The organism is Streptomyces pratensis (assembly GCF_037137275.1).
In the GTDB taxonomy this organism is placed as follows: domain Bacteria; phylum Actinomycetota; class Actinomycetes; order Streptomycetales; family Streptomycetaceae; genus Streptomyces; species Streptomyces pratensis_B.
This window is the reverse complement of the sequence record NZ_JBBBEN010000092.1, coordinates 349,701-371,054: the sequence shown is the minus strand read 5'-3', so window position 1 is coordinate 371,054 and position 21,354 is coordinate 349,701. Positions and strand designations below refer to the sequence as shown.

19 protein-coding genes are annotated in these 21,354 nt (G+C 72.3%); 16 read left to right on the top strand and 3 right to left on the bottom strand.

The features are described 5' to 3' along the window. Positions 1 to 13 precede the first annotated feature (13 nt). The 3 genes from V9U70_RS18475 (at position 14) to V9U70_RS18465 (ending at position 4,135) form a co-directional block, all read left to right on the top strand. Positions 14 to 1,246 (top strand): arginine deiminase, encoded by a 1,233-nt coding sequence (locus tag V9U70_RS18475; protein ID WP_336676607.1) that lies wholly within the window; start codon positions 14 to 16, stop codon positions 1,244 to 1,246. Between the two features lie 108 nt (positions 1,247 to 1,354). After that, on the top strand, positions 1,355 to 2,359 hold the full coding sequence (gene argF, locus V9U70_RS18470) for an ornithine carbamoyltransferase (protein ID WP_336676605.1): 1,005 nt from the start codon (positions 1,355 to 1,357) through the stop codon (positions 2,357 to 2,359). Between the two features lie 276 nt (positions 2,360 to 2,635). Next, positions 2,636 to 4,135, top strand: a complete 1,500-nt coding sequence (locus V9U70_RS18465; protein ID WP_336676603.1) for an amino acid permease — start codon at positions 2,636 to 2,638, stop codon at positions 4,133 to 4,135. Here the strand turns inward: V9U70_RS18465 and V9U70_RS18460 are convergent. Further along, complete coding sequence (locus V9U70_RS18460; protein WP_336676601.1) at positions 4,086 to 4,541, bottom strand: ATP-binding protein; 456 nt, start codon at positions 4,539 to 4,541, stop codon at positions 4,086 to 4,088. The genes V9U70_RS18465 and V9U70_RS18460 overlap by 50 nt on opposite strands. Before the next feature lie 343 nt (positions 4,542 to 4,884). Between V9U70_RS18460 and V9U70_RS18455 the strand changes: the two genes are divergently transcribed. The 5 genes from V9U70_RS18455 to V9U70_RS18435 all read left to right on the top strand — a co-directional run bounded on the left by V9U70_RS18455 (position 4,885) and on the right by V9U70_RS18435 (position 10,233). After that, positions 4,885 to 5,712: an enoyl-CoA hydratase family protein gene (locus tag V9U70_RS18455; RefSeq protein WP_336676599.1), complete on the top strand. Its 828-nt coding sequence runs from the start codon at positions 4,885 to 4,887 to the stop codon at positions 5,710 to 5,712. A 5-nt stretch (positions 5,713 to 5,717) separates the two neighbouring features. Then, complete coding sequence (locus V9U70_RS18450) at positions 5,718 to 8,039, top strand: bifunctional salicylyl-CoA 5-hydroxylase/oxidoreductase (protein WP_336676860.1); 2,322 nt, start codon at positions 5,718 to 5,720, stop codon at positions 8,037 to 8,039. 98 nt (positions 8,040 to 8,137) lie between these two features. Further along, positions 8,138 to 8,584, top strand: coding sequence for a hypothetical protein (locus V9U70_RS18445; RefSeq protein ID WP_336676597.1), 447 nt, complete (start codon positions 8,138 to 8,140; stop codon positions 8,582 to 8,584). Positions 8,585 to 8,664: 80 nt separating this feature from the next. Beyond that, positions 8,665 to 9,315, top strand: a complete 651-nt coding sequence (locus V9U70_RS18440; protein ID WP_336676595.1) for a hypothetical protein — start codon at positions 8,665 to 8,667, stop codon at positions 9,313 to 9,315. A gap of 78 nt (positions 9,316 to 9,393) precedes the next feature. Next, positions 9,394 to 10,233 (top strand): transporter substrate-binding domain-containing protein, encoded by an 840-nt coding sequence (locus V9U70_RS18435; RefSeq protein WP_336676858.1) that lies wholly within the window; start codon positions 9,394 to 9,396, stop codon positions 10,231 to 10,233. Between the two features lie 99 nt (positions 10,234 to 10,332). On the opposite strand, the gene V9U70_RS18430 is transcribed toward V9U70_RS18435, so the two are convergent. Then, positions 10,333 to 11,154, bottom strand: coding sequence for a PaaX family transcriptional regulator (locus V9U70_RS18430; RefSeq protein ID WP_336676593.1), 822 nt, complete (start codon positions 11,152 to 11,154; stop codon positions 10,333 to 10,335). 4 nt (positions 11,155 to 11,158) lie between these two features. Continuing rightward, entirely contained in the window at positions 11,159 to 12,817 is a 1,659-nt protein-coding gene (locus V9U70_RS18425; RefSeq protein WP_336676591.1) for an AMP-binding protein, read from the bottom strand. A 227-nt stretch (positions 12,818 to 13,044) separates the two neighbouring features. On the opposite strand from V9U70_RS18425, the gene V9U70_RS18420 reads away from it, so the two are divergent. The 8 genes from V9U70_RS18420 (at position 13,045) to mnhG (ending at position 21,350) form a co-directional block, all read left to right on the top strand. After that, a complete protein-coding gene (locus V9U70_RS18420) occupies positions 13,045 to 14,274 on the top strand; it encodes an acyl-CoA dehydrogenase family protein (RefSeq protein ID WP_336676590.1) in 1,230 nt (409 codons plus the stop codon). Beyond that, the gene (locus V9U70_RS18415; protein ID WP_336676588.1) at positions 14,271 to 14,672 is read left to right on the top strand and encodes a RidA family protein; all 402 of its coding nucleotides are present in this window, start codon (positions 14,271 to 14,273) and stop codon (positions 14,670 to 14,672) included. Before V9U70_RS18420 ends, V9U70_RS18415 begins: the two co-directional genes overlap by 4 nt. Before the next feature lie 221 nt (positions 14,673 to 14,893). After that, positions 14,894 to 17,797 (top strand): Na+/H+ antiporter subunit A, encoded by a 2,904-nt coding sequence (locus tag V9U70_RS18410; RefSeq protein ID WP_336676587.1) that lies wholly within the window; start codon positions 14,894 to 14,896, stop codon positions 17,795 to 17,797. Then, positions 17,794 to 18,405, top strand: coding sequence for a Na(+)/H(+) antiporter subunit C (locus V9U70_RS18405; protein WP_336676585.1), 612 nt, complete (start codon positions 17,794 to 17,796; stop codon positions 18,403 to 18,405). The genes V9U70_RS18410 and V9U70_RS18405 overlap by 4 nt, the downstream gene beginning before the upstream one ends. Continuing rightward, on the top strand, positions 18,402 to 20,054 hold the full coding sequence (locus tag V9U70_RS18400; RefSeq protein ID WP_336676584.1) for a Na+/H+ antiporter subunit D: 1,653 nt from the start codon (positions 18,402 to 18,404) through the stop codon (positions 20,052 to 20,054). Before V9U70_RS18405 ends, V9U70_RS18400 begins: the two co-directional genes overlap by 4 nt. Further along, positions 20,051 to 20,680, top strand: a complete 630-nt coding sequence (locus tag V9U70_RS18395) for a Na+/H+ antiporter subunit E (protein ID WP_336676583.1) — start codon at positions 20,051 to 20,053, stop codon at positions 20,678 to 20,680. Before V9U70_RS18400 ends, V9U70_RS18395 begins: the two co-directional genes overlap by 4 nt. Beyond that, positions 20,677 to 21,000, top strand: coding sequence for an MrpF/PhaF family protein (locus V9U70_RS18390; RefSeq protein WP_336676582.1), 324 nt, complete (start codon positions 20,677 to 20,679; stop codon positions 20,998 to 21,000). The genes V9U70_RS18395 and V9U70_RS18390 overlap by 4 nt, the downstream gene beginning before the upstream one ends. Continuing rightward, entirely contained in the window at positions 20,997 to 21,350 is a 354-nt protein-coding gene (gene mnhG, locus V9U70_RS18385; RefSeq protein WP_336676581.1) for a monovalent cation/H(+) antiporter subunit G, read from the top strand. The genes V9U70_RS18390 and mnhG overlap by 4 nt, the downstream gene beginning before the upstream one ends. Positions 21,351 to 21,354: the final 4 nt, after the last annotated feature.

The following is a 21,354-nucleotide window of genomic DNA, read 5'->3' as shown; positions in this document are numbered from 1 at the left end:
TGAGGATGAGGGCATGGGTTTCCACGTCGATTCCGAAGCCGGGCGGCTGCGCCGCGTCATACTGCACCGTCCCGACCTGGAGCTGAAGCGGCTCACTCCCAGGAACAAGGACGCGCTCCTGTTCGACGACGTCCTGTGGGTGCGCCGGGCTCGGGAGGAGCATGACGGGTTCGCGGACGTGCTGCGTGACCGGGGCGTCGCGGTGCACCTCTTCGGCGACCTCCTGCGCGAGTCCCTCGACATCCCGGTCGCGCGGCGCCTCGTGCTCGACCGGGTCTTCGACGAGAAGGAGTACGGGCCGCTCGCCACCGAGCATCTGCGAGCGGCCTTCGAGGAGTTGTCCTCGGCCGAGCTCGCGGAGGCGCTGGTCGGCGGAATGACGAAACGGGAGTATCTGGAGCGGCACAGCGAACCGACCTCCGTCCGCTTCCATGTGATGGACCTGGACGATTTCCTGCTCGGGCCGCTGCCCAACCACCTCTTCGCCCGGGACACCTCCGCCTGGATCTACGACGGCGTCTCCATCAACGCGATGCGCTGGCCCGCCCGGCAGCGCGAGACCGTCCACTTCGAGGCGATCTACGGCCACCATCCGCTGTTCACCGGACCGGAGGCGGGCGCCTTCCACCACTGGTCCCAGGGGCAGGACGACTACCCCTCCACCATCGAGGGCGGCGATGTGCTGGTCATCGGGGAGGGAGCGGTCCTGATCGGGATGAGTGAACGCACCACCCCGCAAGCGGTGGAGATGCTGGCCCGCGGGCTCTTCGACGCCGGCTCCGCACGCACGATCGTGGCGCTCGACATGCCCAAGCGCCGGGCGTTCATGCACCTGGACACGGTGATGACGATGGTGGACGGCGACACCTTCACCCAGTACGCCGGCCTCGGCATGCTCCGCTCGTACACCATCGAGCCGGGCGCCGGCCCCCGCGAGCTGAAGGTCACCGACCATCCGCCCGAGCACATGCACCGGGCCATCGCCGCGGCGCTCGGCCTCGACTCCATCCGGGTCCTCACCGCCACCCAGGACGTGCACGCGGCCGAGCGCGAGCAGTGGGACGACGGCTGCAACGTCCTCGCGGTCGAGCCCGGGGTCGTCATCGCGTACGAACGCAACGCCACCACCAACACCCACCTGCGCAAGCAGGGCATCGAGGTCATCGAGATCCGGGGGAGCGAGCTGGGACGCGGACGCGGCGGGCCGCGCTGTATGAGCTGCCCGGTGGTACGGGACCCTGTATAGAGATGCAGATAGTCGTATATACTTCCAGTGCTACCTTCCCTTGTTCCCGGCGCTTTCCGCCGTTCCCGCGATCTCTCCCGATCTCCGCCCGACCCAGGAGCAGCCATCATGGCCATGGATCTCACCGGCCGCCACTTCCTCAAGGAGCTGGACTTCACCTCGGAGGAGTTCCTCGGCCTGGTCTCGCTGGCCGCCGAGCTCAAGGCGGCCAAGAAGGCGGGGACCGAGGTCCAGCGGCTGCGCGGGAAGAACATCGCGCTGATCTTCGAGAAGACCTCGACCCGTACACGCTGCGCGTTCGAGGTCGCCGCCGCGGACCAGGGCGCCACCACCACCTACCTCGATCCTTCCGGTTCCCAGATGGGCCACAAGGAGTCCGTCAAGGACACCGCCCGCGTGCTCGGCCGGATGTTCGACGGAATCGAGTACCGGGGGGACAGCCAGCAGACGGTCGAGGAGCTGGCCGCGTACGGCGGGGTCCCGGTCTTCAACGGGCTCACCGACGACTGGCACCCCACCCAGATGCTCGCCGACGTGCTCACCATGGCCGAGCACAGCGAGCGGCCCGTCACGGAGACGGTCTTCGCCTACCTCGGCGACGCCCGCTTCAACATGGGCAACTCGTATCTGGTCACCGGAGCGCTGCTCGGGCTGGACCTGCGGATCGTCGCCCCGGAGGCGTACTGGCCGGAGGCGGCCGTGGTGGCGCGGGCCCGTGAGCTCGCCGAGGTCAGCGGGGCGACGCTCACCCTCACCGCCGATGTCGCCGAGGGCGTCGCGGGCGCCGACTTCGTCGCCACCGACGTCTGGGTGTCGATGGGTGAGCCCAAGGAGGTGTGGGCCGAGCGCATCGCCGCCCTGGCCCCGTACGCCGTGACGATGGACGTCCTGCGCGCCACCGGGAACCCGGACGTGAAGTTCCTGCACTGTCTGCCCGCGTTCCACGACCTCGGCACCCAGGTCGGCCGGGACGTGCACGCCGCGCACGGGCTGACCGAGCTGGAGGTCAGTGACGAGGTCTTCGAGTCCGCGCACTCGGTGGTCTTCGACGAGGCGGAGAACCGGATGCACACCATCAAGGCCGTTCTGGTGGCGACGCTGGCCGGGGCGTAACCTCTCGCGGTCGCGCCGAGGGGCGGCCCTCGGCGGCGCGAGCCGAGCGTGTGGGCGTCGGCGGGGGGCGAACCAGGTACGGGTACGGGGTGGGGGGTTCGTATGCTCATGCGCCTGATTGAGTGAACATGCGCCAAGGTGGCTACGATGTCGCCTCCTGGCGGGGTTCGGGTTCGCGCGGCTCGGGCCCTTCCCCGGGTGTGCGCCAGGCCCCCACGGCCGCCGTTCGCGCGCACCGGCCCCCCCACCTGCACCACCAGAGATGAGATCGTCCGCATGAGCCCCGGTACGCCGCACTCCGGCCCGTTCCAGCGTCGGGGCGGGCCGCACGGCCCGCCCGGGTCCGGCCCGCGCCGCAAGAGCCCCGACCAGCTCATCGCCGAGTCCGGCGGCGACCTGGAGGGCCATGGACTCCGGCGGACGATGGGCCTCTTCCAGCTCGTCTGCTTCGGGGTCGGTGCGATCGTCGGCACCGGCATCTTCGTCGGGCTGTCCGACAGCGTCGCCGAGGCCGGGCCCGCCGTCGTGATCTCGTTCGTGCTGGCCGCGATCACCTGCGTCTTCACCGCGCTCTCCTTCGCGGAGCTCGGCAGCGCGATCCCGGTCTCCGGCAGCTCGTACTCCTTCGCCTACGCGGCCCTCGGCGAGCGCACCGCCTTCCTCGTCGGCTGGTGCCTGCTGCTGGAGTACGGCGTCTCGGTCTCGGCTGTCGCGGTGGGATGGAGCCAGTACGTCAACGAGCTGCTGAACAGCCTCGTCGGCTGGGAGCTGCCCGCCGCCGTTTCCTCCGGGCCCGGGGACGGAGGCGTGATCAACCTCCCGGCGATCGTCGTGATCGCGATGGCCGCCACGCTGCTGGTGCGCGGCGTCCGGGAGAGCGCGACCGCCACCGCCGCCATGGCCGTCCTCAAGATCGGCATCCTGCTCGCGTTCTGCGCCGTGGCGTTCAGCGCGTTCGAGGACGGCAACCTCGTGCCGTTCGCGGGCCACGGGCTCGGCGGCATCACCGCGGGCGCCTCGCTGGCCTTCTTCTCCTACATCGGCTTCGACGCCATCACCACCGCGGGCGAAGAGGTCAAGAACCCCCGGCGGAACATCCCGATCGCGATCCTGGTCTGCATCGGCGTCGTCACGCTCCTCTACTGCGCGGTGGCGCTCTCGGCCATCGGGGCGCTCGGCGCGGACGAGGTGTCCGACCAGCCCGCGGCCCTCTCGCTCGTCGTCAACCAGGTCACGGACTCCACGGTCGGCGGCGGCATCATCGCCTTCGGCGCGGTCGTCGCCATCGCCTCCGTGGTGCTCGCGGTGATGTACGGGCAGACCCGCATCCTGATGTCGATGTCCCGCGACGGGCTGATCCCGCGCGTCTTCGAACGCGTCTCGCCCACGACCCGCACCCCGGTCGCCAACACCTGGATCGTGGCCTGTGTCTTCGCCGTCCCGGCGGCCTTCTCCTCGCTCGACGTCGTGGTGAACCTGACCACCATCGGCACGCTCGCCACGATGGTCGCCGTCAATGTCGCGGTGGTGGTGCTCCGCCGCAGGCACCCCGAGCTGGACCGGACCTTCCGGGTGCCGCTCTACCCGGTGAGCCCCCTGGCCGGTGTCGGCTTCTGCCTGTACCTGATGTACGGGACCGGCTGGACGACCTGGCTCCAGTTCGCGGTCTTCCTGACCGCCGGCTCCCTGCTGTACGCCGCCTACGGCCGCAAGCGCTCGCGGCTCGTCAGCTCCGTGGGGACGGGCCCGGCTGCGCCGGTATCACCGGAAGCGTGAACCACACGGCCTTGCCCTGCTCCGTGGTGCGGTGACCGCAGGCGGAGCTGAGGGTCCTGATCAGCAGCAGACCGCGGCCGTGTTCCTGCCAGGGGTCGACCTCGCAACCGGCCGGCGGCCGGGACAGGTCGCCCGGCGGGGCGGGGTCGCGATCGTGCACCTCGACCTGGCAGCCGGTGGGCAGCAGCTCCACGACCAGCTCGATGGGTTCGCCGCCCAGCGTGTGCTCGACCGCGTTGGCCACCAGTTCGGCGGTCAGAAGCTCTGCGGTGTCGCTGTCGGCCGGGGAGCCGATGTCCGACAGGGCCGTACGGACGAGGGCTCGCGCGATCGGCACGGCCGCCGTGGAGTGCGGCAGCGTGATGCGCCAGGAGGCGGGGGTGGAGGCGGGGACATCGGGCGGCACGGCGGGGTTCCGTTCGGGAGCGGGTCTTCCTCGTGGCGGGGCGGCTCGGGTTCTCGGGCTCTCGGCTTCGCGGACTTCGGGACGTCCCGAGGTCCTGGGTCGCCGACTTGTCGGGATCACGTTCACGGTTCTCGTGCTCGGGTCTTCCTGGTTTCAACCTTACGAACCCCTCCGGCGCGACCATAGGGGCGGTCGCCCGGAGCAAAGGGGACTTTCGCCACAACGGTCTCATGGAAGCGCTATTGCGATCTCGTGACGGCGGTCACGTATGAGTGATAACTTCGGAGGCGGAACGCGACCCGCGCACGGCCGGCATCCGCCCGATGGCTGAAGGGGACCCTCCATGAGCCCGTTTCCCAGCTCCGCCCCGAGCGCAGAGGAGTGGCGCCACCTCCGGCTGACCCGGGACGACGGTGTGGCCACCGTCACGTTCGCCCGCCCGGAGAAGCTCAACGCGCTCACCTTCGGCGCGTACGCGGATCTGCGCGATCTCCTGGCCGAGCTCTCACGGGAACGCTCCGTGCGCGCCCTCGTCCTCGCCGGCGAAGGACGCGGCTTCTGCTCGGGCGGCGACGTCGACGAGATCATCGGCGCCACCCTGGCGATGGACACCGCTCAGCTCCTCGACTTCAACCGGATGACCGGGCAGGTGGTCCGCGCCCTGCGGGAGTGCCCCTTCCCGGTCGTCGCCGCCGTGCACGGGGTCGCGGCAGGGGCCGGCGCGGTCCTGGCGCTCGCCGCGGACTTCCGGATCGCCGACCCGTCCGCCCGGTTCGCGTTCCTCTTCACCCGTGTCGGCCTCTCCGGCGGCGACATGGGCGCGGCCTACCTGCTGCCGCGCGTCGTGGGCCTCGGCCACGCCACCCGGCTGCTGATGCTCGGCGACGCCGTCCGCGCCCCGGAGGCGGAGCGGATCGGGCTGATCAGCGAGCTGGCCGAGGAGGGGCGGGCCGACGAGCGCGCCGCCGAACTGGCCCGGCGCCTCGCCGACGGCCCCGCGCTCGCCCTGGCCCAGACCAAGGCCCTGCTCACCGCCGAACTCGACATGCCGCTGGCCGCCGCCGTCGAGATGGACGCCGCCACCCAGGCCCTCCTGATGCACGGCGAGGACTACGCGGAGTTCCACGCCGCGTTCACCGAGAAGCGGCCGCCGAAGTGGCAGGGGAGGTAGCCGCCGTGCCGGCCCCCGGCGGCGCACCCCACGCAGCCACCGCACCGGGCCGCGGCGTACGGCGGATCGCGGTCATCGGGGGCGGCCCCGGCGGCCTCTACGCCGCGGCCCTGTTCAAGCGGCTCGGCCCCGACCGCGACGTGACCGTCTACGAGCGCAACGCCCCCGACGACACCTTCGGGTTCGGCGTCGTGCTCTCCGACGAGACCCTCGAAGGCATCGAGAGCGCCGACATCGAGGTGCACCGGGCGCTGAGCCGTGAGTTCGTCCGCTGGGACGTCATCGACATCGTCCACCGCGGCCGCACCCACTCCTTCGGAGGCCACGGCTTCGCCGCCCTCGGCCGCCGTCGGCTCCTGGAGATCCTGCACGCCCGCTGCGCCCGCCTCGGCGTCGACCTCCGTTTCCGTACCGAGGCCCCGCCCGCCGCCGAACTGGGCGCCCGCCACGACCTGGTCATCGCGGCCGACGGGGTGCACAGCGCCACCCGCAGGGCGCACGCCGACGTCTTCGGCCCGGTCGTCACCGGGCACCGCAACCGCTACATCTGGCTCGCCGCCGACTTCGCGCTCGACGCCTTCCGCTTCGAGACCGCCGACACCCCGTACGGCATCATGCAGTTGCACGGCTACCCCTACGCCCCCGACGCCTCCACCGTCATCGTCGAGATGCGTGAGGAGGTGTGGCGTGCCGCGGGACTCGACGGCTGTGCCGCCGACGAATCCACCACCCGCTGCGCCGGGTTCTTCGCCGAGGCCCTCGGCGGCCGGCCCCTGCGCGGCAACCGGTCTTCCTGGGCCGCCTTCCGCACGGTCCGCAACGCCCGCTGGTCGCACGGGAACACCGTGCTCATCGGGGACGCCGCGCACACCGCGCACTTCTCCATCGGCTCCGGCACCAAGCTCGCCGTCGAGGACGCCCTCGCCCTGGCCGCCTCCGTCCAGGAGCAGCCCGACCTGCCCGCCGCGCTGGTCGCGTACGAGCGCGAACGCCGTCCGGCCGTCGCCTCCACCCAGCGCGCCGCCGCCGCCAGCCTGCGCTGGTTCGAGGACCTGGCCGCCTACGCGGACCAACCGCCCCACCGCTTCGCCTTCAACCTGCTCACCCGCAGCCGCCGGGTCACCCACGACAACCTGCGGCTGCGCGACCCCTCGGCCACCGCCGCGGTGGAGCAGGAGTTCGGCTGCCCGCCCGGCACCCCGCCGATGTTCACCCCGCTGCGGCTGCGCGGTCTCGAACTGCGCAACCGCGTCGTCGTCTCGCCCATGGACATGTACTCCGCCGTCGACGGACTCCCCGGCGACTTCCACCTGGTCCACCTGGGGTCCCGTGCGCTCGGCGGCGCCGGACTCACCATGACCGAGATGGTCTGCGTCAGCCCCGAGGGCCGTATCACCCCCGGCTGCACGGGTCTGTGGACCGACGAACAGGGCGACGCCTGGCGGCGGATCACCGACTTCGTCCACGCCCGGGCCCCCGGTGCGGCCATCGGCGTACAGCTCGGCCACTCCGGCCGGAAGGGCTCCACGAAGCGGATGTGGGAAGGCATCGACCAGCCGCTGGAGAGCGGGAACTGGCCCCTGTCCGCCGCCTCCCCGCTGCCGTACGAGTCCGGCGTCAGCCAGGTCCCCGCCGAGCTGGACGGAGCCGGACTGGCCGCCGTGCGCGAGCAGTTCACCGCCGCCGCCCGGCGCGCGGCGCACGCCGGCTTCGACCTCCTGGAACTCCACTGCGCCCACGGCTATCTGCTCTCCGGCTTCCTCTCCCCGCTCACCAACCAGCGCACCGACGTCTACGGCGGGCCGCTGGAGGGACGGCTGCGCTTCCCCCTCGAGGTCTTCGACGCCGTGCGCGACGTCTGGCCGCGGGAGCGGCCGATGACCGTCCGGATCTCCGCCACCGACTGGGCCGAGGGCGGCACCGACGAGGAGGACGCCGTGGCGATCGCCCGCGCCTTCGCCGACCACGGGGCCGACGCCATCGACGTCTCCACCGGGCAGGTCGTACCCGAGGAACGCCCCGAGTACGGCCGCTCCTACCAGACGCCGTACGCCGACCGCGTCCGCAACACCGTGGGGGTCCCCGTGATCGCGGTGGGCGCGATCTCCTCCTGGGACGACGTCAACTCCCTGCTCCTGGCGGGCCGCGCCGACCTCTGCGCCCTGGCCCGCCCCCATCTGTACGACCCGCACTGGACCCTGCACGCCGCCGCAGAGCAGGGCTACAGCGGTCCGGGCGCGCCCTGGCCCCTCCCGTACCGCGCGGGGAGCCGCCCGCCGCCCACGGGCCGCACTGACGCCCCGGGGCTGCGGCCCGGTCCGGGGTGACGAGGCACGCGTGGCAAGGGTGAAATCCGTGATGCCAAGGCACTTCTGTCGCGCGAAAAGCTGAGTAGAGTTCATAGCCGACATGGATGGGGGAGCGCATGTCCGAATTACTGGCAGCCGCCGCTGTCATCGCACCGTTCGTGAGCACTGCGGCAACATCCCTCGCCGAGGCCGTCGTCGTCCAGGCGCGGGATCGCTTGGCGGGCAGCGCGGTGGAGCGGGGGCGGGTTCTGCTGGGCGCGGTGCTGGACCGTGGCGTCGACGAGCCGCCCCGCAGCGAGTCGGGCGCCGCCGCGGCCACGGCCATCGAGGAACTGCCGCCCACGGAGCGGGAGATCCTGGAGGGCGCCATCGGGGAGTGGGCCGCCGCCGACGACGATCTGAGAGCCGAGTCCCTGTCCCGCTCCATCAGGGCCGCTCACAGCGGATACCAGGCGGGTGACCGGCTGTACGTGACGTCGTACGGACCCAACTCACCGGCGATCGGCAAGGTGGACAAGGCGACCTTCCACTTCAACCGCGGTCCGGACGGCGGAAACGGTTGACGACCGAGCCTCCGACGCGGGTCGACACCGTCACGCATGGGTCCCACTCACTGGCGATCGGCTTCGTCAGAAAACTCATCGTGAGCGTGTTCCTCGGTGACCTGGTCGACTTCACGGACAAGGCGAAGGGCTGGAGCGTCTGGAACTGGCCGCCGTTCCTGCTGGTCGTCTCGCTCGGCGCCTACGCGCTGATCGTCGCCCCCGACGGACCGGCGCGTCAGTTCCTCTGGGTCTACCTCGTCATCGGCGCCGCGGTCGCTCTGACGCTGGTCCGGCTGGTCCTGCCGGCGAGGCGCCTGCGGTCCCATTGGCGCGTCCTGATGTCGGCGACGGCCTTGATCTGCTCGTGCGCCGGCGCGGTCGGTATGGATCACCTCGCGGACCACGGCGAGATCGACGTCACCGGGCTGAGCAGCATCAGCGCAGGCGCGGTCACCGACGGCTCTCAGCTGCGTCTCGTGGTCGACAGCCCCGCCGACCGCTCACGGCTGCGGCTGACCCTCACGATCCGGGACGCCGCCAAGGCCGCTCAGTTCTGTGCGCCGGAGGCCCGCTACTCCGCCCAACTGCGAGGGAACACCAGCACCCGCGTCGACGATGTGCGCAGCGGCCAGACGGTCGACTTCCCGCTGGGCGGACTGCAGGGCGCGATCGACGTGGAGATCACCCTGCGGACCGAAGAAGGATGTCGGATGAGCCTGTCCGTCGCGGACGCCGTACTTCACGACTGAGAGGACACTGTGGCCCCCATCTCGGAGGCGGGACGCCCGGCGCGGCCCCTGCCCGCCCGGTTGCTCGGTACCGTGACCATGCTGGCCGTGCTGGCGAGCTCCGCCGCCTGCTCCTCGAAGGAAGCGGAGCCGGAGTTCCTCGGCGTGAAGCGTGTCACGGTCGCGATGCACAACGACCTGCCCGGCCTGTCGTATTCCGCGAACTACGACCGCTCCGGGCTGGACTTCATCATGCTCCAGCACATCAAGGAGGAGGTCGACGTCGATTTCAGCGAGCCCGTCGACGTCTCGTCGGGGGACCGGGTCACCCAACTCATAGAGCGCAAGGCCGACATGACGATCGCGTCGTTCTCCATCACCGCCGAGCGGATGGACGAGATCGATTTCGTCGGGCCCTATCTCAAGACCCGGCAGGGCTTCCTCGTCGGCCCGGAGGGGGCCGACGTGGAGCGGCTGGCCGATCTGCGCGGCAGCCAGATCTGCACCTGGCAGGGAACGACCTCGGTCGAAGCCCTGGACGGCATCAGAGAGACCGCCGGCGCTGATCCGGTCACCCTGACCGACGCGTCGGACTGTATCGAGCAGCTCATCGCCGGCCAGGTGCAGGCGGTCTCCACCGACCAGGCCATCCTCTACGGCTTCGCGCGGCAGTACGAGAAGGAGGGCCTGCGCGTGCTACCGGACGTGACGATAGGGGCCCCTCAGCACTACGGCATCGGGCTGCCGAAGGGACACACGGGGGACTGCCGCAGGCTCGCATCCTGGCTCAAGAAGCATGTCGGCACCAGTAATTGGATCAGGGACGTCGAGACGTCCCTCCCTGCGCTCATCGAGGACGATCCGAGCTGGATCAGCAGTTACAAGCCGAGCGCCGCCGAGATCGAGGCACGGTCGTGCCGGGACGGCATCAGCCCCTGACCCGCCGCCGCGCCGGGCCCCTTCTCGGAGGGACTGCGCCTGGCCCCCGCCGGGGCGCCGAGCCCCCCCCCGTACGGTCCTCGACGTGCGCTTGCGCGCTCAGCCCCGCACGAACCGCTCTCCCGCGTCCCGAAGCCGCTCGTGCAGTTTGCCGAAGACCTGCGCGGAGCGACCGCCCGGCCAGTCGTCGGGCAGCAGCTCCTTCGGCAGGCCCGGGTCCGCGTACGGCAGCCGGCGCCAGGAGTCCAGGGCCAGGAGGTAGTCCCGGTACGCGGCCTGCGGGCGGGGTCCCTCCTCGGTCTCCGAGGTCGCCTCCCACTCGCGGAGCACCGGCTCGTGCAGTTCCAGGAAGTCGTGGTGGAGACGGGCCACCGCGTCCAGGTCCCACCAGCGGGCCACCGACGCGCGGGTCGCGGCGAAGCCGACGTGGTCACCGCAAAACAGCTCGACGTACGGGGTGAGTGCGAGCCGCTCCAGGGTGTGCCGGGTCTCCTCGTACAGTTCGCCCGGCGCGATCCACACGCCGGGCGCGGCCGTGCCGAAGCCCAGCCGGGCCAGCCGTGAGCGCAGCAGGTGGCGCTTGCTGCGCTCCGCCTCGGGCACCGAGAACACGGCGAGCACCCAGCCGTCGGCGAGCCGGGGCGCCGGCCGCCGGTAGATCCGCCGGTCGCCGTCGTCCAGCAGTTGGCGGGCGTCCGGCGACAGGGCGTATCCCGCCGAACCGTCCGCCGCCCGCGCGGCTGTCAGCAGCCCACGCCGTTTCAGCCGGGAGACGCAGGAGCGAACGGACGGGGCGTCGACGCCCACGGCGTGCAGCAGACGGATCAGCTCCGCCACCGCGAACGGCGAGCCGTCCGCCGGACGGCCGTAGGCGCCGTACAGCGTGACGATCAGGGAACGGGGGGTGCGCAGCTCGGCCACATGATCACTCTAGAGGGTCCTCCCGGAGGACGAACCGCTGGAGTTTGCCTGTCGCGGTACGCGGGAGCGAGGAGCGAAAGACGAAGACGCGCGGGCATTTGTAGGGTGCCAGGTTCGCCTTCATGTGGGCGCGCAACGAGTCCGCCGTCTGCTGCGACCCCTCCCGCAGCACCACGTGCGCCACCACGATCTCGCCGCGCAGCTCGTCCGCCCGGCCGACCACGGCGGCCTCCGCGACTTCGGGATGGCGCAGCAGGGCGTCCTCCACCTCGGGCCCCGCGATGTTGTACCCGGAGGAGATGATCATGTCGTCGGCGCGGGCCACGTAGCGGAAGTAGCCGTCCGGCTCGCGGACGAAGGTGTCCCCGGTCATGTTCCAGCCGTTGTGGACGTACGCGGTCTGCCGGGGGTCGGCGAGGTAGCGGCAGCCGACCGGGCCGCGCACGGCGAGCAGCCCCGGTTCGCCGTCCGGCCGGGGGGCGCCGTGCTCGTCCACCACTCGGGCCTGCCAGCCCGGCACGGGCACCCCGGTGGTCCCCGGCCGGATGTCGTCGTCGGCTGCCGAGATGAAGATGTGCAGCAGTTCGGTGGACCCGATGCCGTTGATGACGCGCAGCCCGGTCGCCTCGTACCAGGCCTGCCAGGTCGCGGCCGGCAGGTTCTCCCCGGCCGACACGCAGCGCCGCAGCGCCGACAGGTCGTGGTCCGCCAACTGCGGGAGCATCGCGCGGTACGCCGTGGGCGCGGTGAACAGCACCGAGACCCGGTGCCGGGCCAGCGCGGGCAGCAACTGCTGCGGGCCGGCCTGCTCCAGCAGCAGGGTCGAGGCCCCGGCCCGGAGGGGGAAGACCAGCAGCCCGCCGAGGCCGAAGGTGAAACCCAGCGGCGGGCTGCCCCCGAACACGTCGTCGGCCACGGGGCGCAGCACCTGCCGGGAGAAGGTGTCGGCGATGGCCAGCACGTCCCGGTGGACGTGCATGCAGCCTTTGGGACGCCCGGTGGTGCCCGAAGTGAACGCGATGAGCGCGACCTCGTCGGCCGCCGTGTCCACCGCCCGGTACGGGCCGGTGGCGGCGTCCGCCAGCCGGGTCAGGTCCCCGGGGCCCTGACCGCCGAACAGGGTGATCCGCAGCCCCTGGACTCCGGCCCGCTCCAGCTCTCCGGCCGACCGGGCGTCGCACAGGGCGTGGCTGACCCGGGCCAGGGAGCAGACGGCTGCCAGTTCGCCGGCCCGCGTCTGGGCCAGTACGGTCACGGCGACCGCGCCCGCTTTCACGACGGCGAGCCAGCAGGCGGCGAGCCAGGGCGTGGTCGGCCCGCGCAGGAGCACCCGGTTCCCGGGCGCCACGGCCAGTTCGTCGGTCAGGACGTGGGCGATGCGGTCCACGGTCGTCCGCAGCTCGCCGTAGCTCCAGACGCCGCCGTCGCCGGAGCGCAGCGCCGGGCGGTCCGCTCCCCGTTCCTCGACGGTGCGGTCCAGCAGTTCGTATCCGCAGTTCAGACGGTCCGGATACCGCAGCTCCGGGCGGTCGAGAAGCAGCTCGGGCCACTGTTCCGGCGGCGGGAGGTGGTCGCGCGTGAACGTGTCGGTGTGCGCGCCGGGGACGCGTCCGGACGCGTCGGCGGCGGCTGCGGGCGTGTTCGGCGAGGAATTCGGCTCCATGAAGGATCGCCCCCTTGTCGCCTCTGGAGCGTATCGTTTGGGTGACGGTAGTCAACGGTCCGCGATAAAGCGGACCGTGCGACACGACGGACCGTGCGATGCGAAGGACCGTGCGATGTGGCGGAGCACGCGATACGACAGGGCAACGGAGGGGCCCGCCGCCCGGCGGGGCACGAGACGGCTTGATCCGACGAGACGCGACGAGACGCGACAAGAGAGGCGCCGCCATGACGGCATTCTCCCTCGATCCAGAACAGGCCGCCTGGTGTGAGGAGCTGTACACCCTCGCCGGTGAGCGCTTGCGCCCCCTGGCGGAGGAGGGGGAGCCCGGACGGGTGAACCGTCCGCTGCTGGCCGCGCTCGGCGAGCTGGGACTGCTGGGCCGGATGCTCGGCTCCGGCGCACTCGATCTGTGCCTGCTGCGCGAGTCCCTGGCCCGGGGCTGCACGGAGGCCGAGACGGCCCTCGCCCTCCAGGGCCTCGGCACCGCGCCGATCGTCCAGGCGGGCACCGCCGCCCAACGCGAGCGCTGGCTCCCCGGCGTCGGGGCGGGGCGGGCCGTCGCGGCGTTCGCGCTGAGCGAGCCGGGCGCGGGGTCCGACGCGGCGGCGCTGGGCCTGGCCGCCGAGCGCACCCCGGACGGCTGGCGGCTCACCGGCGAGAAGTGCTGGATCTCGAACGCCCCCGAGGCCGACTTCGCCACCGTCTTCGCCCGCACCACGCCTGGCGCGGGGTCCCGGGGGATCACCGCGTTCCTGGTCCCCTCCGGCCGCCCCGGGCTCACCGGCTCCGCCCTGGACATGCTCTCCCCGCACCCCATCGGCACCCTGGAGTTCGACGGCGTACCGGTCACCGCCGACGACGTGCTGGGCGAACCCGACCGGGGGTTCCGGGTCGCGATGGACGCCCTGAACCTCTTCCGCCCCAGCGTCGGCGCCTTCGCCGTCGGCATGGCCCGCGCCGCGCTCGACGCGACCCTGGAGCACACTGCCCGGCGCACGGCCTTCGGGGGCCCGCTGAGCGACCTCCAGGCCGTCTCGCACCAGGTCGCCGAGATGGCCACCCGCACCGAGGCCGCCCGCCTCCTGGTGTACGCGGCGGCCTCGGCGTACGACGCGGGGGAGGGCGGGGTGCCGCGCCGGGCCGCCATGGCCAAGCTGTACGCCACCGAGACGGCGCAGTACGTGGTCGACGCGGCCGTCCAGTTGCACGGGGCCCGCGCCCTGCGCCGCGGGCACCTTCTCGAACACCTCTACCGCGAGGTCCGCGCACCCCGGATCTACGAGGGCGCGAGCGAGGTGCAGCGCGCGATCATCGCCAAGGAGCTGTACGCGAGCGCCACCGGCGGCCCCGGGGCCGGCCCCGGGGCCCCGGCCGACGCCTCGCGGCCCGCCTCCGCCGCCCCCGGGCGCGTCCGCCCGCCCGCAGTGTCCCCGACCCAGGAGACGTCCGCATGAGCCCGTCCCACCGGATCAACCCGGCCGAACTCGCCCCGCCCACCGGCTTCTCGCACGCCGTCGTCGCCACCGGCGGCCACCTGGTCTTCCTCGCGGGGCAGACCGCCCTCGACCCGGACGGCGCCGTGGTCGGGACCACCCTGCCGGAGCAGTTCGCCACCGCTCTGGGCAATCTGCTCACCGCCCTCCACGCGGCCGGCGGCGCCCCCGCCGACCTGGTCAGAGCCACCGTCTACGCCACCGACGTCGCCGACTACCGGTCCCACGCCGCCGAGCTGGGCCGGATCTGGCGCAGGCTCGCGGGGCGCGACTACCCGGCGATGGCCGTCATCGGGGTGGACCGGCTCTGGGACGAGCAGGCGATGGTCGAGATCGACGGGGTCGCCGTCCTGCCGTGAGCCGGCCGCGGGTCCGCGGGGGCGCCCCGCACGGCGACGGCGGCGGGCCCTGCGCCGCACCCCGGCCGGAACCGGCTCGGGGCGCCTGGCGGCCGGCCGGCTCCGCCGCAGCGGACCGGGCCGTGTGCGGCGCGCCGGTCGGGTGAAGCAGCCTGAGGGATATATCTGTATTTAGTGCCCTTCCTCCCGGCTCCCCCGTCGCCCGATCCGGACCTCCCGCTGTGATCGCTCTGATCGTCTGCCACTTCGTGCTGGCGGCCTGCGCCGGTCCGCTCGTGCACCGGCTCGGCCGCCGGGCCTTCATCGTGCTCGCACTGCCCCCGGCGGCCGCCGCCGTCTGGGCGTCGGCCCACGGGAACGCCGCCGCCTCCGGGGAGCCGGTCACCTGGTCCTGGCAGTGGATTCCCGTCTACGACGTCTCCGTCGACCTGCGCCTGGACGCACTGGCCCTGCTGATGGTGCTGCTCGCCGCCGGGATCGGTGCGCTGGTCCTGCTCTACTGCGCCTCCTACTTCACCGACGACACTCCCCGGCTCGCCCGGTTCGCCGGGAACCTGCTCGCCTTCGCCGGCGCGATGCTCGCACTCGTCCTCGCCGACGACCTGATCACGCTCTACGTCTTCTGGGAACTGACCACGGTCTTCTCCTACCTGTTGATCGGGTACGACAGCGAACAGCGGCACAGCCGCCGCTCGGCCCTCCAGGCCCTCGTCGTCACCACCTTCGGCGGGCTCGCCATGCTCGTGGGCTTCCTGATCCTCGGTCAGGCCGCCGGAACGTACCGGATCTCCGCGATCACCGCCGATCCGCCCGAGGCGACCCTTGCCGTCTCCGCCGCCCTCGTCCTGATCCTGTGCGGGGCCCTGTCGAAATCCGCGATCTGGCCGTTCTCCATGTGGCTGCCGAACGCCATGGCCGCACCGACGCCCGTCAGCGCCTATCTGCACGCGGCGGCGATGGTCAAAGCCGGTGTCTACCTGATCGCCCGGCTCAGCCCGGCCTTCGCCGACGTCCCCGTCTGGAAGCCCCTCGTCCTGGTGCTCGGCGGCGCGACCATGCTCCTCGGCGCCTGGCGGGCGCTGCGCCTGCACGACCTGAAGCTCGTCCTCGCCTACGGGACCGTCAGCCAGCTCGGCTTCCTCGTCCTGCTCGCCGGAACCGGCACACGGGACGCGGCGCTCGCCGCCGCCGCCATGATCCTCGGGCACGCCCTCTTCAAAGCGCCGCTGTTCCTCGTCACCGGCATCGTCGACCACGCGGCCGGCACCCGTGACCTGCGGGAACTCTCCGGAGTCGGCCGCCGCCTGCCGTACGTCGCCGGTGTCGCCGCGCTCGCCGCCGCCTCCATGGCCGCCCTGCCGCCGCTGCTCGGCTTCGCCGCGAAGGAAGCCGCCTTCGAGGCGTTGCTGCACGGCTCCACCGCCGACCGGTGGGCGCTGGCCGCCGTCGTCGCGGGGTCCGCGCTGACGACCGCGTACACCCTGCGGTTCTTCTGGGGCGCGTTCGCCCGCAAGCCCGGCGTCCCCGACACCCCGGTCCACCGCGTCGGCGCCGCCTTCCTGGCCGCCCCCGCGCTGCTCGCCGTGCTCGGCCTCGCCCTCGGCCCCGGCGTCGGCCTGACCGACCGACTGCTGAGCGCGTACGCCGACGCCTACCCGGCCTCCCAACCCCCGTACCACCTCGCCCTCTGGCACGGGTTCGGCACCGCCCTGCTCCTGTCGGTCCTCGCCTGGGCCGTCGGCGTCGCGCTCTTCCTCGCCCGCGCCCCCGTCGCCCGGTACTCCCGGCGGATCGCCTGGCCCACCGCCGACAGCGCCTTCGGCCACCTCCTGCTCGGGCAGGAACGCCTCGCCCTCCAGGTCACCGGCTTCATGCAGCGCGGCTCCCTCGCCGTGTACCTGGCCACCACCCTGCTGGTCATGCTCATCGGACAGCTCGCCGTCCTCATCGTCGACCGGCCCTGGCAGGGCGCGGCGCCGCCCCGCGCCTGGGACACTCCGCTCCAGGCCGTCGTCGCCGTCCTGACCAGCGTCGCGGCCCTGCTCTGCCTGACCGTGCGACGGCGGATGAAGGCCGTCGTCCTGGCAGGCCTGACCGGATACGGAGCCGCCCTGCTCTTCGTCGTCCAGGGGGCGCCCGACCTGGCGCTGACCCAGTTCTGCGTCGAGACCGTCGCGATGATCGTGTTCGTGCTGGTGCTGCGCCGCATGCCCGTCCACTTCAGCGAGTCCGTGAGCACCTGGCGGCGGGTCAGCCGCGTCCCCGTGGCCCTCGCGGCCGCGGCCACCGTCGGCATCGGGATGTGGGTCGCCGCCGCAGCGCGCACCGCGGAGCCGGCGGGCGCCGCCATGGTCGCGGAAGTCGACGACCACGGGCTCAAGGACGTCGTCGCCACCATCCTCGTCGACCTGCGGGCCTGGGACACGATGGGGGAGTCCACCGTCCTCGCCGCCGCCGCGGTCGGCGTCACCAGCCTCGTCTACCTGCACCGCCGCAACGAGGTCTCCATGGCCCCGGAGGAGCTGCGGGGCCGCACCGCCTGGTCCCTGACGGCCGACCACGCCGTCAGGGTGCCGGAGGGCGCCGAGACGGCCCCCGAACGCGGCTGGCTGGCCGCCGGATCGACGCTCGCGCCCGAGCACCGCTCGGTCGTCTTCGAGGTGGTGGCCCGCCTGCTGTTCCACCCCATCCTGGTGTTCTCGCTCTATCTGCTCTTCTGCGCCGAGAGCCTGCCCGGCGGCGGCTTCGTCGCCGGACTCGTCGCAGGGATCGCCCTGATCACCCGCTACCTGGCGGGCGGCCGCTTCGAACTCGCCGAGGCCGCCCCCCTGCAACCCGGCCTCTTCACCGGCCTCGGGCTGCTCGTCTCCACCGGAGTGGCCGTCCTCGGACTCTCGGAAGGCACGGTCCTGCACGCCTTCACCCACGAAGGCCACCTGCCGGTCTTCGGCGACTACCACCTCAGCACCGCGGTCCTCTTCGACTTCGGCGTCTACCTGCTGGTCCTCGGCGTCGTCCTGGACATCGTGCGGGCCCTCGGCGCGAAGGTCGACCGGCAGATCGAACGGGCGGCGGGCGTCCTGGCCCCCGAAGGCGGCCCAGAGGCCGGGGGGCGCGCGCGATGACCGTCAGCGCCTCGCTCCTGGCCACCGCCGTCGTGCTCTGCGCCGTCGGCGGCATCCTCATGCTGACCCGGCCGCTGACCCGTATCCTCCTCGGCGCCGTCATCGTCGGCAACGGCGTCAACCTCCTGATCCTCGCCTCGACCGGCCGGGCAGGCGCGGAGCCGCTGCTGTACGGGGTCGCCCTGAGCCGGATCACCGACCCGCTGCCCCAAGCCATCGCCCTCACCGCCATCGTCATCACCCTCGGCACCACCGCGTTCCTGCTCGCCATGGCCTACCGCAGCCACCAGATCACCGGCACCGACGAGGTCCACGACGACCTGGAGGACCGGCGCATCGCGCTGCGCGCCGAGGTGATGGGGGAGCGCGACGAACTGCGCGAGCGGTTCCGCTCCGGCGCCCTGCCCACCGCACGGGAGCGCCAACGCTACCGCCAGGAGCGCCGCAGACTCCGCGACCGGCTGCGCGCCGACCGCGCCCACCAGGCCCGTGGCCGCGACGCCTCCGGGAACCTCTGGAACGACGTGCTGGGCGCGGACCCGGAGGACTACGAACGCGATGCCGAGGACGGCGACCGCCCGCCCCACGACCGAGGAGCCGCCGGATGAACGCGCTCGTCCCGCTGCCGGTACTGCTTCCGCTGTGCGCCACCGGCCTCAGCCTCGCCTTCGGCATCCGCCTCCAGCGCATCCAGCGCTTCATCAGCGTCATCGTGCTCGCCGCGGTCCTGGCGCTCTCGGTGACCTTGATGGTCGCCGCCGACCGGCGCGGCCCGCTCTCGGTCCACCTGGGGGACTTCGCCCCACCGCTCGGCATCACGCTGGTCGCCGACCGGCTGTCGGGGCTGATGCTCACCGTCTCCTCTGCCATCACGCTCTGCGTGCTGGTCTACTCCATCGGGCAGGGCATGACCGACCGGGACAGGGAGACCCCGCTCGCCATCTTCCACCCCGCCTATCTGATCCTCGTCGCCGGAGTCTCCTGCACGTTCCTCGCCGGCGACCTGGTCAACCTCTACGTCGGCTTCGAGATCATGCTCGTCGCCAGCTTCGTCCTGCTCACCCTCGGCGGCACCGGCCCCCGCATGCGGGCGGGCTCCACGTACGTCATCATCTCGCTGTTCTCCTCGATGCTCTTCCTCACCGCGATCGCCCTGACCTACGCGGCCGCCGGCACCGTGAACTTCGCCCAGCTCGCGCAACGGCTGGCCGAAATCCCCCTCGGCGTGCGGACGCTGATCGAAGCGATGCTGATCACCGTCTTCGCGATCAAGGCCGCCGTCTTCCCGGTCGCCGCCTGGCTCCCCGACTCCTACCCGACCGCCCCGGCGCCCGTCACGGCCGTCTTCGCCGGCCTGCTCACCAAGGTCGGGGTCTACTGCATGCTGCGCACCGAGACCCTGCTCTTCCCCGGCAACCGCATCGGCGACCTGCTGATGGCCGTCGCCCTCGCCTCGATGCTCGTCGGCATCCTCGGAGCGGTCGCCCAGACCGACCTGAAGCGGCTGCTCTCCTTCACCCTGATCAGCCACATCGGCTACATGGTCTTCGGCATCGGCCTCGCCACCCGCGACGCGTACGGCGGGGCCATCCTCTACGTCGCCCACCACATCACCGTCCAGACGAGTCTGTTCCTCGTCGCCGGACTCATCGAACGCCGCGGCGGCACCAACGAGCTGACCCGGATCGGCGGACTGGCGAAAGCCGCCCCGATACTCGCCCTGCTGTTCTTCGTCCCCGCGATGAACCTCGCCGGCATCCCCCCGCTCTCCGGCTTCATCGGCAAGCTCGGCCTGATGCGCGCCGGGGTCGCCGACGGCGGCGCCTGGGCCTGGGTCCTGGTCGCCGCCTCGGCCGCCACCAGCCTCCTGACGCTGTACGTGGCCGCCAAGGTGTGGAACCTGGCCTTCTGGCGGGCCGCCCCGCCCGGCCAGGCCGCCGCCGGCACGATTCTGGAGTCCGGCGACGACAGCGACGAGGACAGCGACAAGGGGCCCGACGACATGGCGGGCACCGGGGACGAGAGCGTCGACCCCGCCCACCGCCCCGCCGGCCGGGCCGTCGCCGCGACGCTCCACAGCCGGGCGGTCACCACCACCAGCCGGCTGCCCCGCCCGATGACCGCGGCCACCGCCGCCACCATCGTGCTCGGCCTCGCCTTCACCGTGTTCGCCGCCCCGATCACCGCCTACACCGACCGCACGGCCGTCGAGCTCCTCCAGCGGACCCCCTACATCCAGGAGGTGCTGAGCCGGTGACACGCAAGCTGCGGCTCTCGTTCCGCAACGCCGACCTGCCACCGCTGAGCTGTGAGCTCGGCGACGGCCGCAGACGGGTGCTGGACCTGCCGCTGATCGGCTGGCTCACCGTCATCTGGGTGCTGCTGTGGCCGACCCTCTCCTGGGCCAACGTCCTGACCGGCCTGGTCGTCTCGGTCGCCGTCTGTCTCGCCTTCCCGCTGCCCCGGGTCGACCTCGGACTGCGCCTGCACCTCTGGGGCATCCTGTGCCTGGCCGGCTACCTCTTCTACGACATGTACACCTCCGGCGTGAAGGTCACCCGGCAGACCTTCGCCGGCCTGCCCCACCGGGCGGCCGTCATCGGGGTCCCCCTGAGGTGCCGCAGCGACCTGATGCTCGCCGCCACGGCCGTCGCCGTCTCCAACGTCCCGGGCGGTTCCATCGTCGAGGTCCGCCAGGCCACGGCCACCGTCTTCGTGCACGTCCTGGACGCCGACCGGCCGGAAGAGCTGGAAGCGGCCCGCCGCTCCGTATGGCGTATGGAGGAGCTCGTCGTCCGGGCCTTCGGCACCCCCGACGAGATCGCCCGGGTCTCCGAGCCCCCGCCCCCGCCCCAGCTCACCACCGGGAGGTCCGGACCATGAGCGCCCCCGAGCAGGTCGACCGCGTCCTGCTCACCATCGCCGTCGTGCTGATCCTGGTGGCCGGCGCCCTGCTGCTGGCCCGTATCTGGCTCGGCCCCTCCATGCTCGACCGGGCGATCTCCCTGGACGTCGCGGCGGCCCTGATCATCGTCGGCCTGGGCCTCAAGTCGGCCTTCGACCTCGACCCGTTCTACTTCCCGATCATGCTGGTGCTGGCGTTCCTCGGTTTCACCGGCTCGGTGGGCATCGCCCGCTTCATCGCCGTACGCGACCGCCCCCGCCCGCCGCGCTCCGACGACGGCCAGGAGGGACCGCGGTGAACGTCTGGCTCCAGATCGTCGACACGGCGGGGGCCGTGCTGCTCCTCCTCGGAGCCGCGACCTGCCTGCTGGGGGTGATCGGCATGCTCCGGCTGCCCGACGTCCTCTCCCGCAGCCACGCGGCGACCAAACCGCAGACCCTCGGCATCATCCTGATGCTGGTCGGAGTGGCCCTGCGGCTGCGCAGCGGCATGGACCTCGCCACGCTGGGCCTCATCGCCTTCTTCCAGATGCTCACCGGGCCGGTCGCCTCCCACCTCGTGGCCCGCTCCGCCTACCGCACGGGCCAGACCGAACACCACGAGCTGCTCTTCGACGAACTCGACGAGCAACTCACCGACGGCGGCTGACAGA

Excerpts from the sequence above, each read along its gene's own strand:
- argF (WP_336676605.1), top strand. The coding sequence starts at position 1,355 with ATGGCCATGGATCTCACCGGCCGCCACTTCCTCAAGGAGCTGGACTTC.
- V9U70_RS18425 (WP_336676591.1), bottom strand. The coding sequence starts at position 12,817 with ATGGAGCCGAATTCCTCGCCGAACACGCCCGCAGCCGCCGCCGACGCG.
- V9U70_RS18435 (WP_336676858.1), top strand. The coding sequence starts at position 9,394 with ATGCTGGCCGTGCTGGCGAGCTCCGCCGCCTGCTCCTCGAAGGAAGCG.
- V9U70_RS18420 (WP_336676590.1), top strand. The coding sequence starts at position 13,045 with ATGACGGCATTCTCCCTCGATCCAGAACAGGCCGCCTGGTGTGAGGAG.
- V9U70_RS18400 (WP_336676584.1), top strand. The coding sequence starts at position 18,402 with ATGAACGCGCTCGTCCCGCTGCCGGTACTGCTTCCGCTGTGCGCCACC.
- V9U70_RS18445 (WP_336676597.1), top strand. The coding sequence starts at position 8,138 with ATGTCCGAATTACTGGCAGCCGCCGCTGTCATCGCACCGTTCGTGAGC.
- V9U70_RS18475 (WP_336676607.1), top strand. The coding sequence starts at position 14 with ATGGGTTTCCACGTCGATTCCGAAGCCGGGCGGCTGCGCCGCGTCATA.
- V9U70_RS18390 (WP_336676582.1), top strand. The coding sequence starts at position 20,677 with ATGAGCGCCCCCGAGCAGGTCGACCGCGTCCTGCTCACCATCGCCGTC.
- V9U70_RS18465 (WP_336676603.1), top strand. The coding sequence starts at position 2,636 with ATGAGCCCCGGTACGCCGCACTCCGGCCCGTTCCAGCGTCGGGGCGGG.
- V9U70_RS18455 (WP_336676599.1), top strand. The coding sequence starts at position 4,885 with ATGAGCCCGTTTCCCAGCTCCGCCCCGAGCGCAGAGGAGTGGCGCCAC.
- V9U70_RS18415 (WP_336676588.1), top strand. The coding sequence starts at position 14,271 with ATGAGCCCGTCCCACCGGATCAACCCGGCCGAACTCGCCCCGCCCACC.
- V9U70_RS18405 (WP_336676585.1), top strand. The coding sequence starts at position 17,794 with ATGACCGTCAGCGCCTCGCTCCTGGCCACCGCCGTCGTGCTCTGCGCC.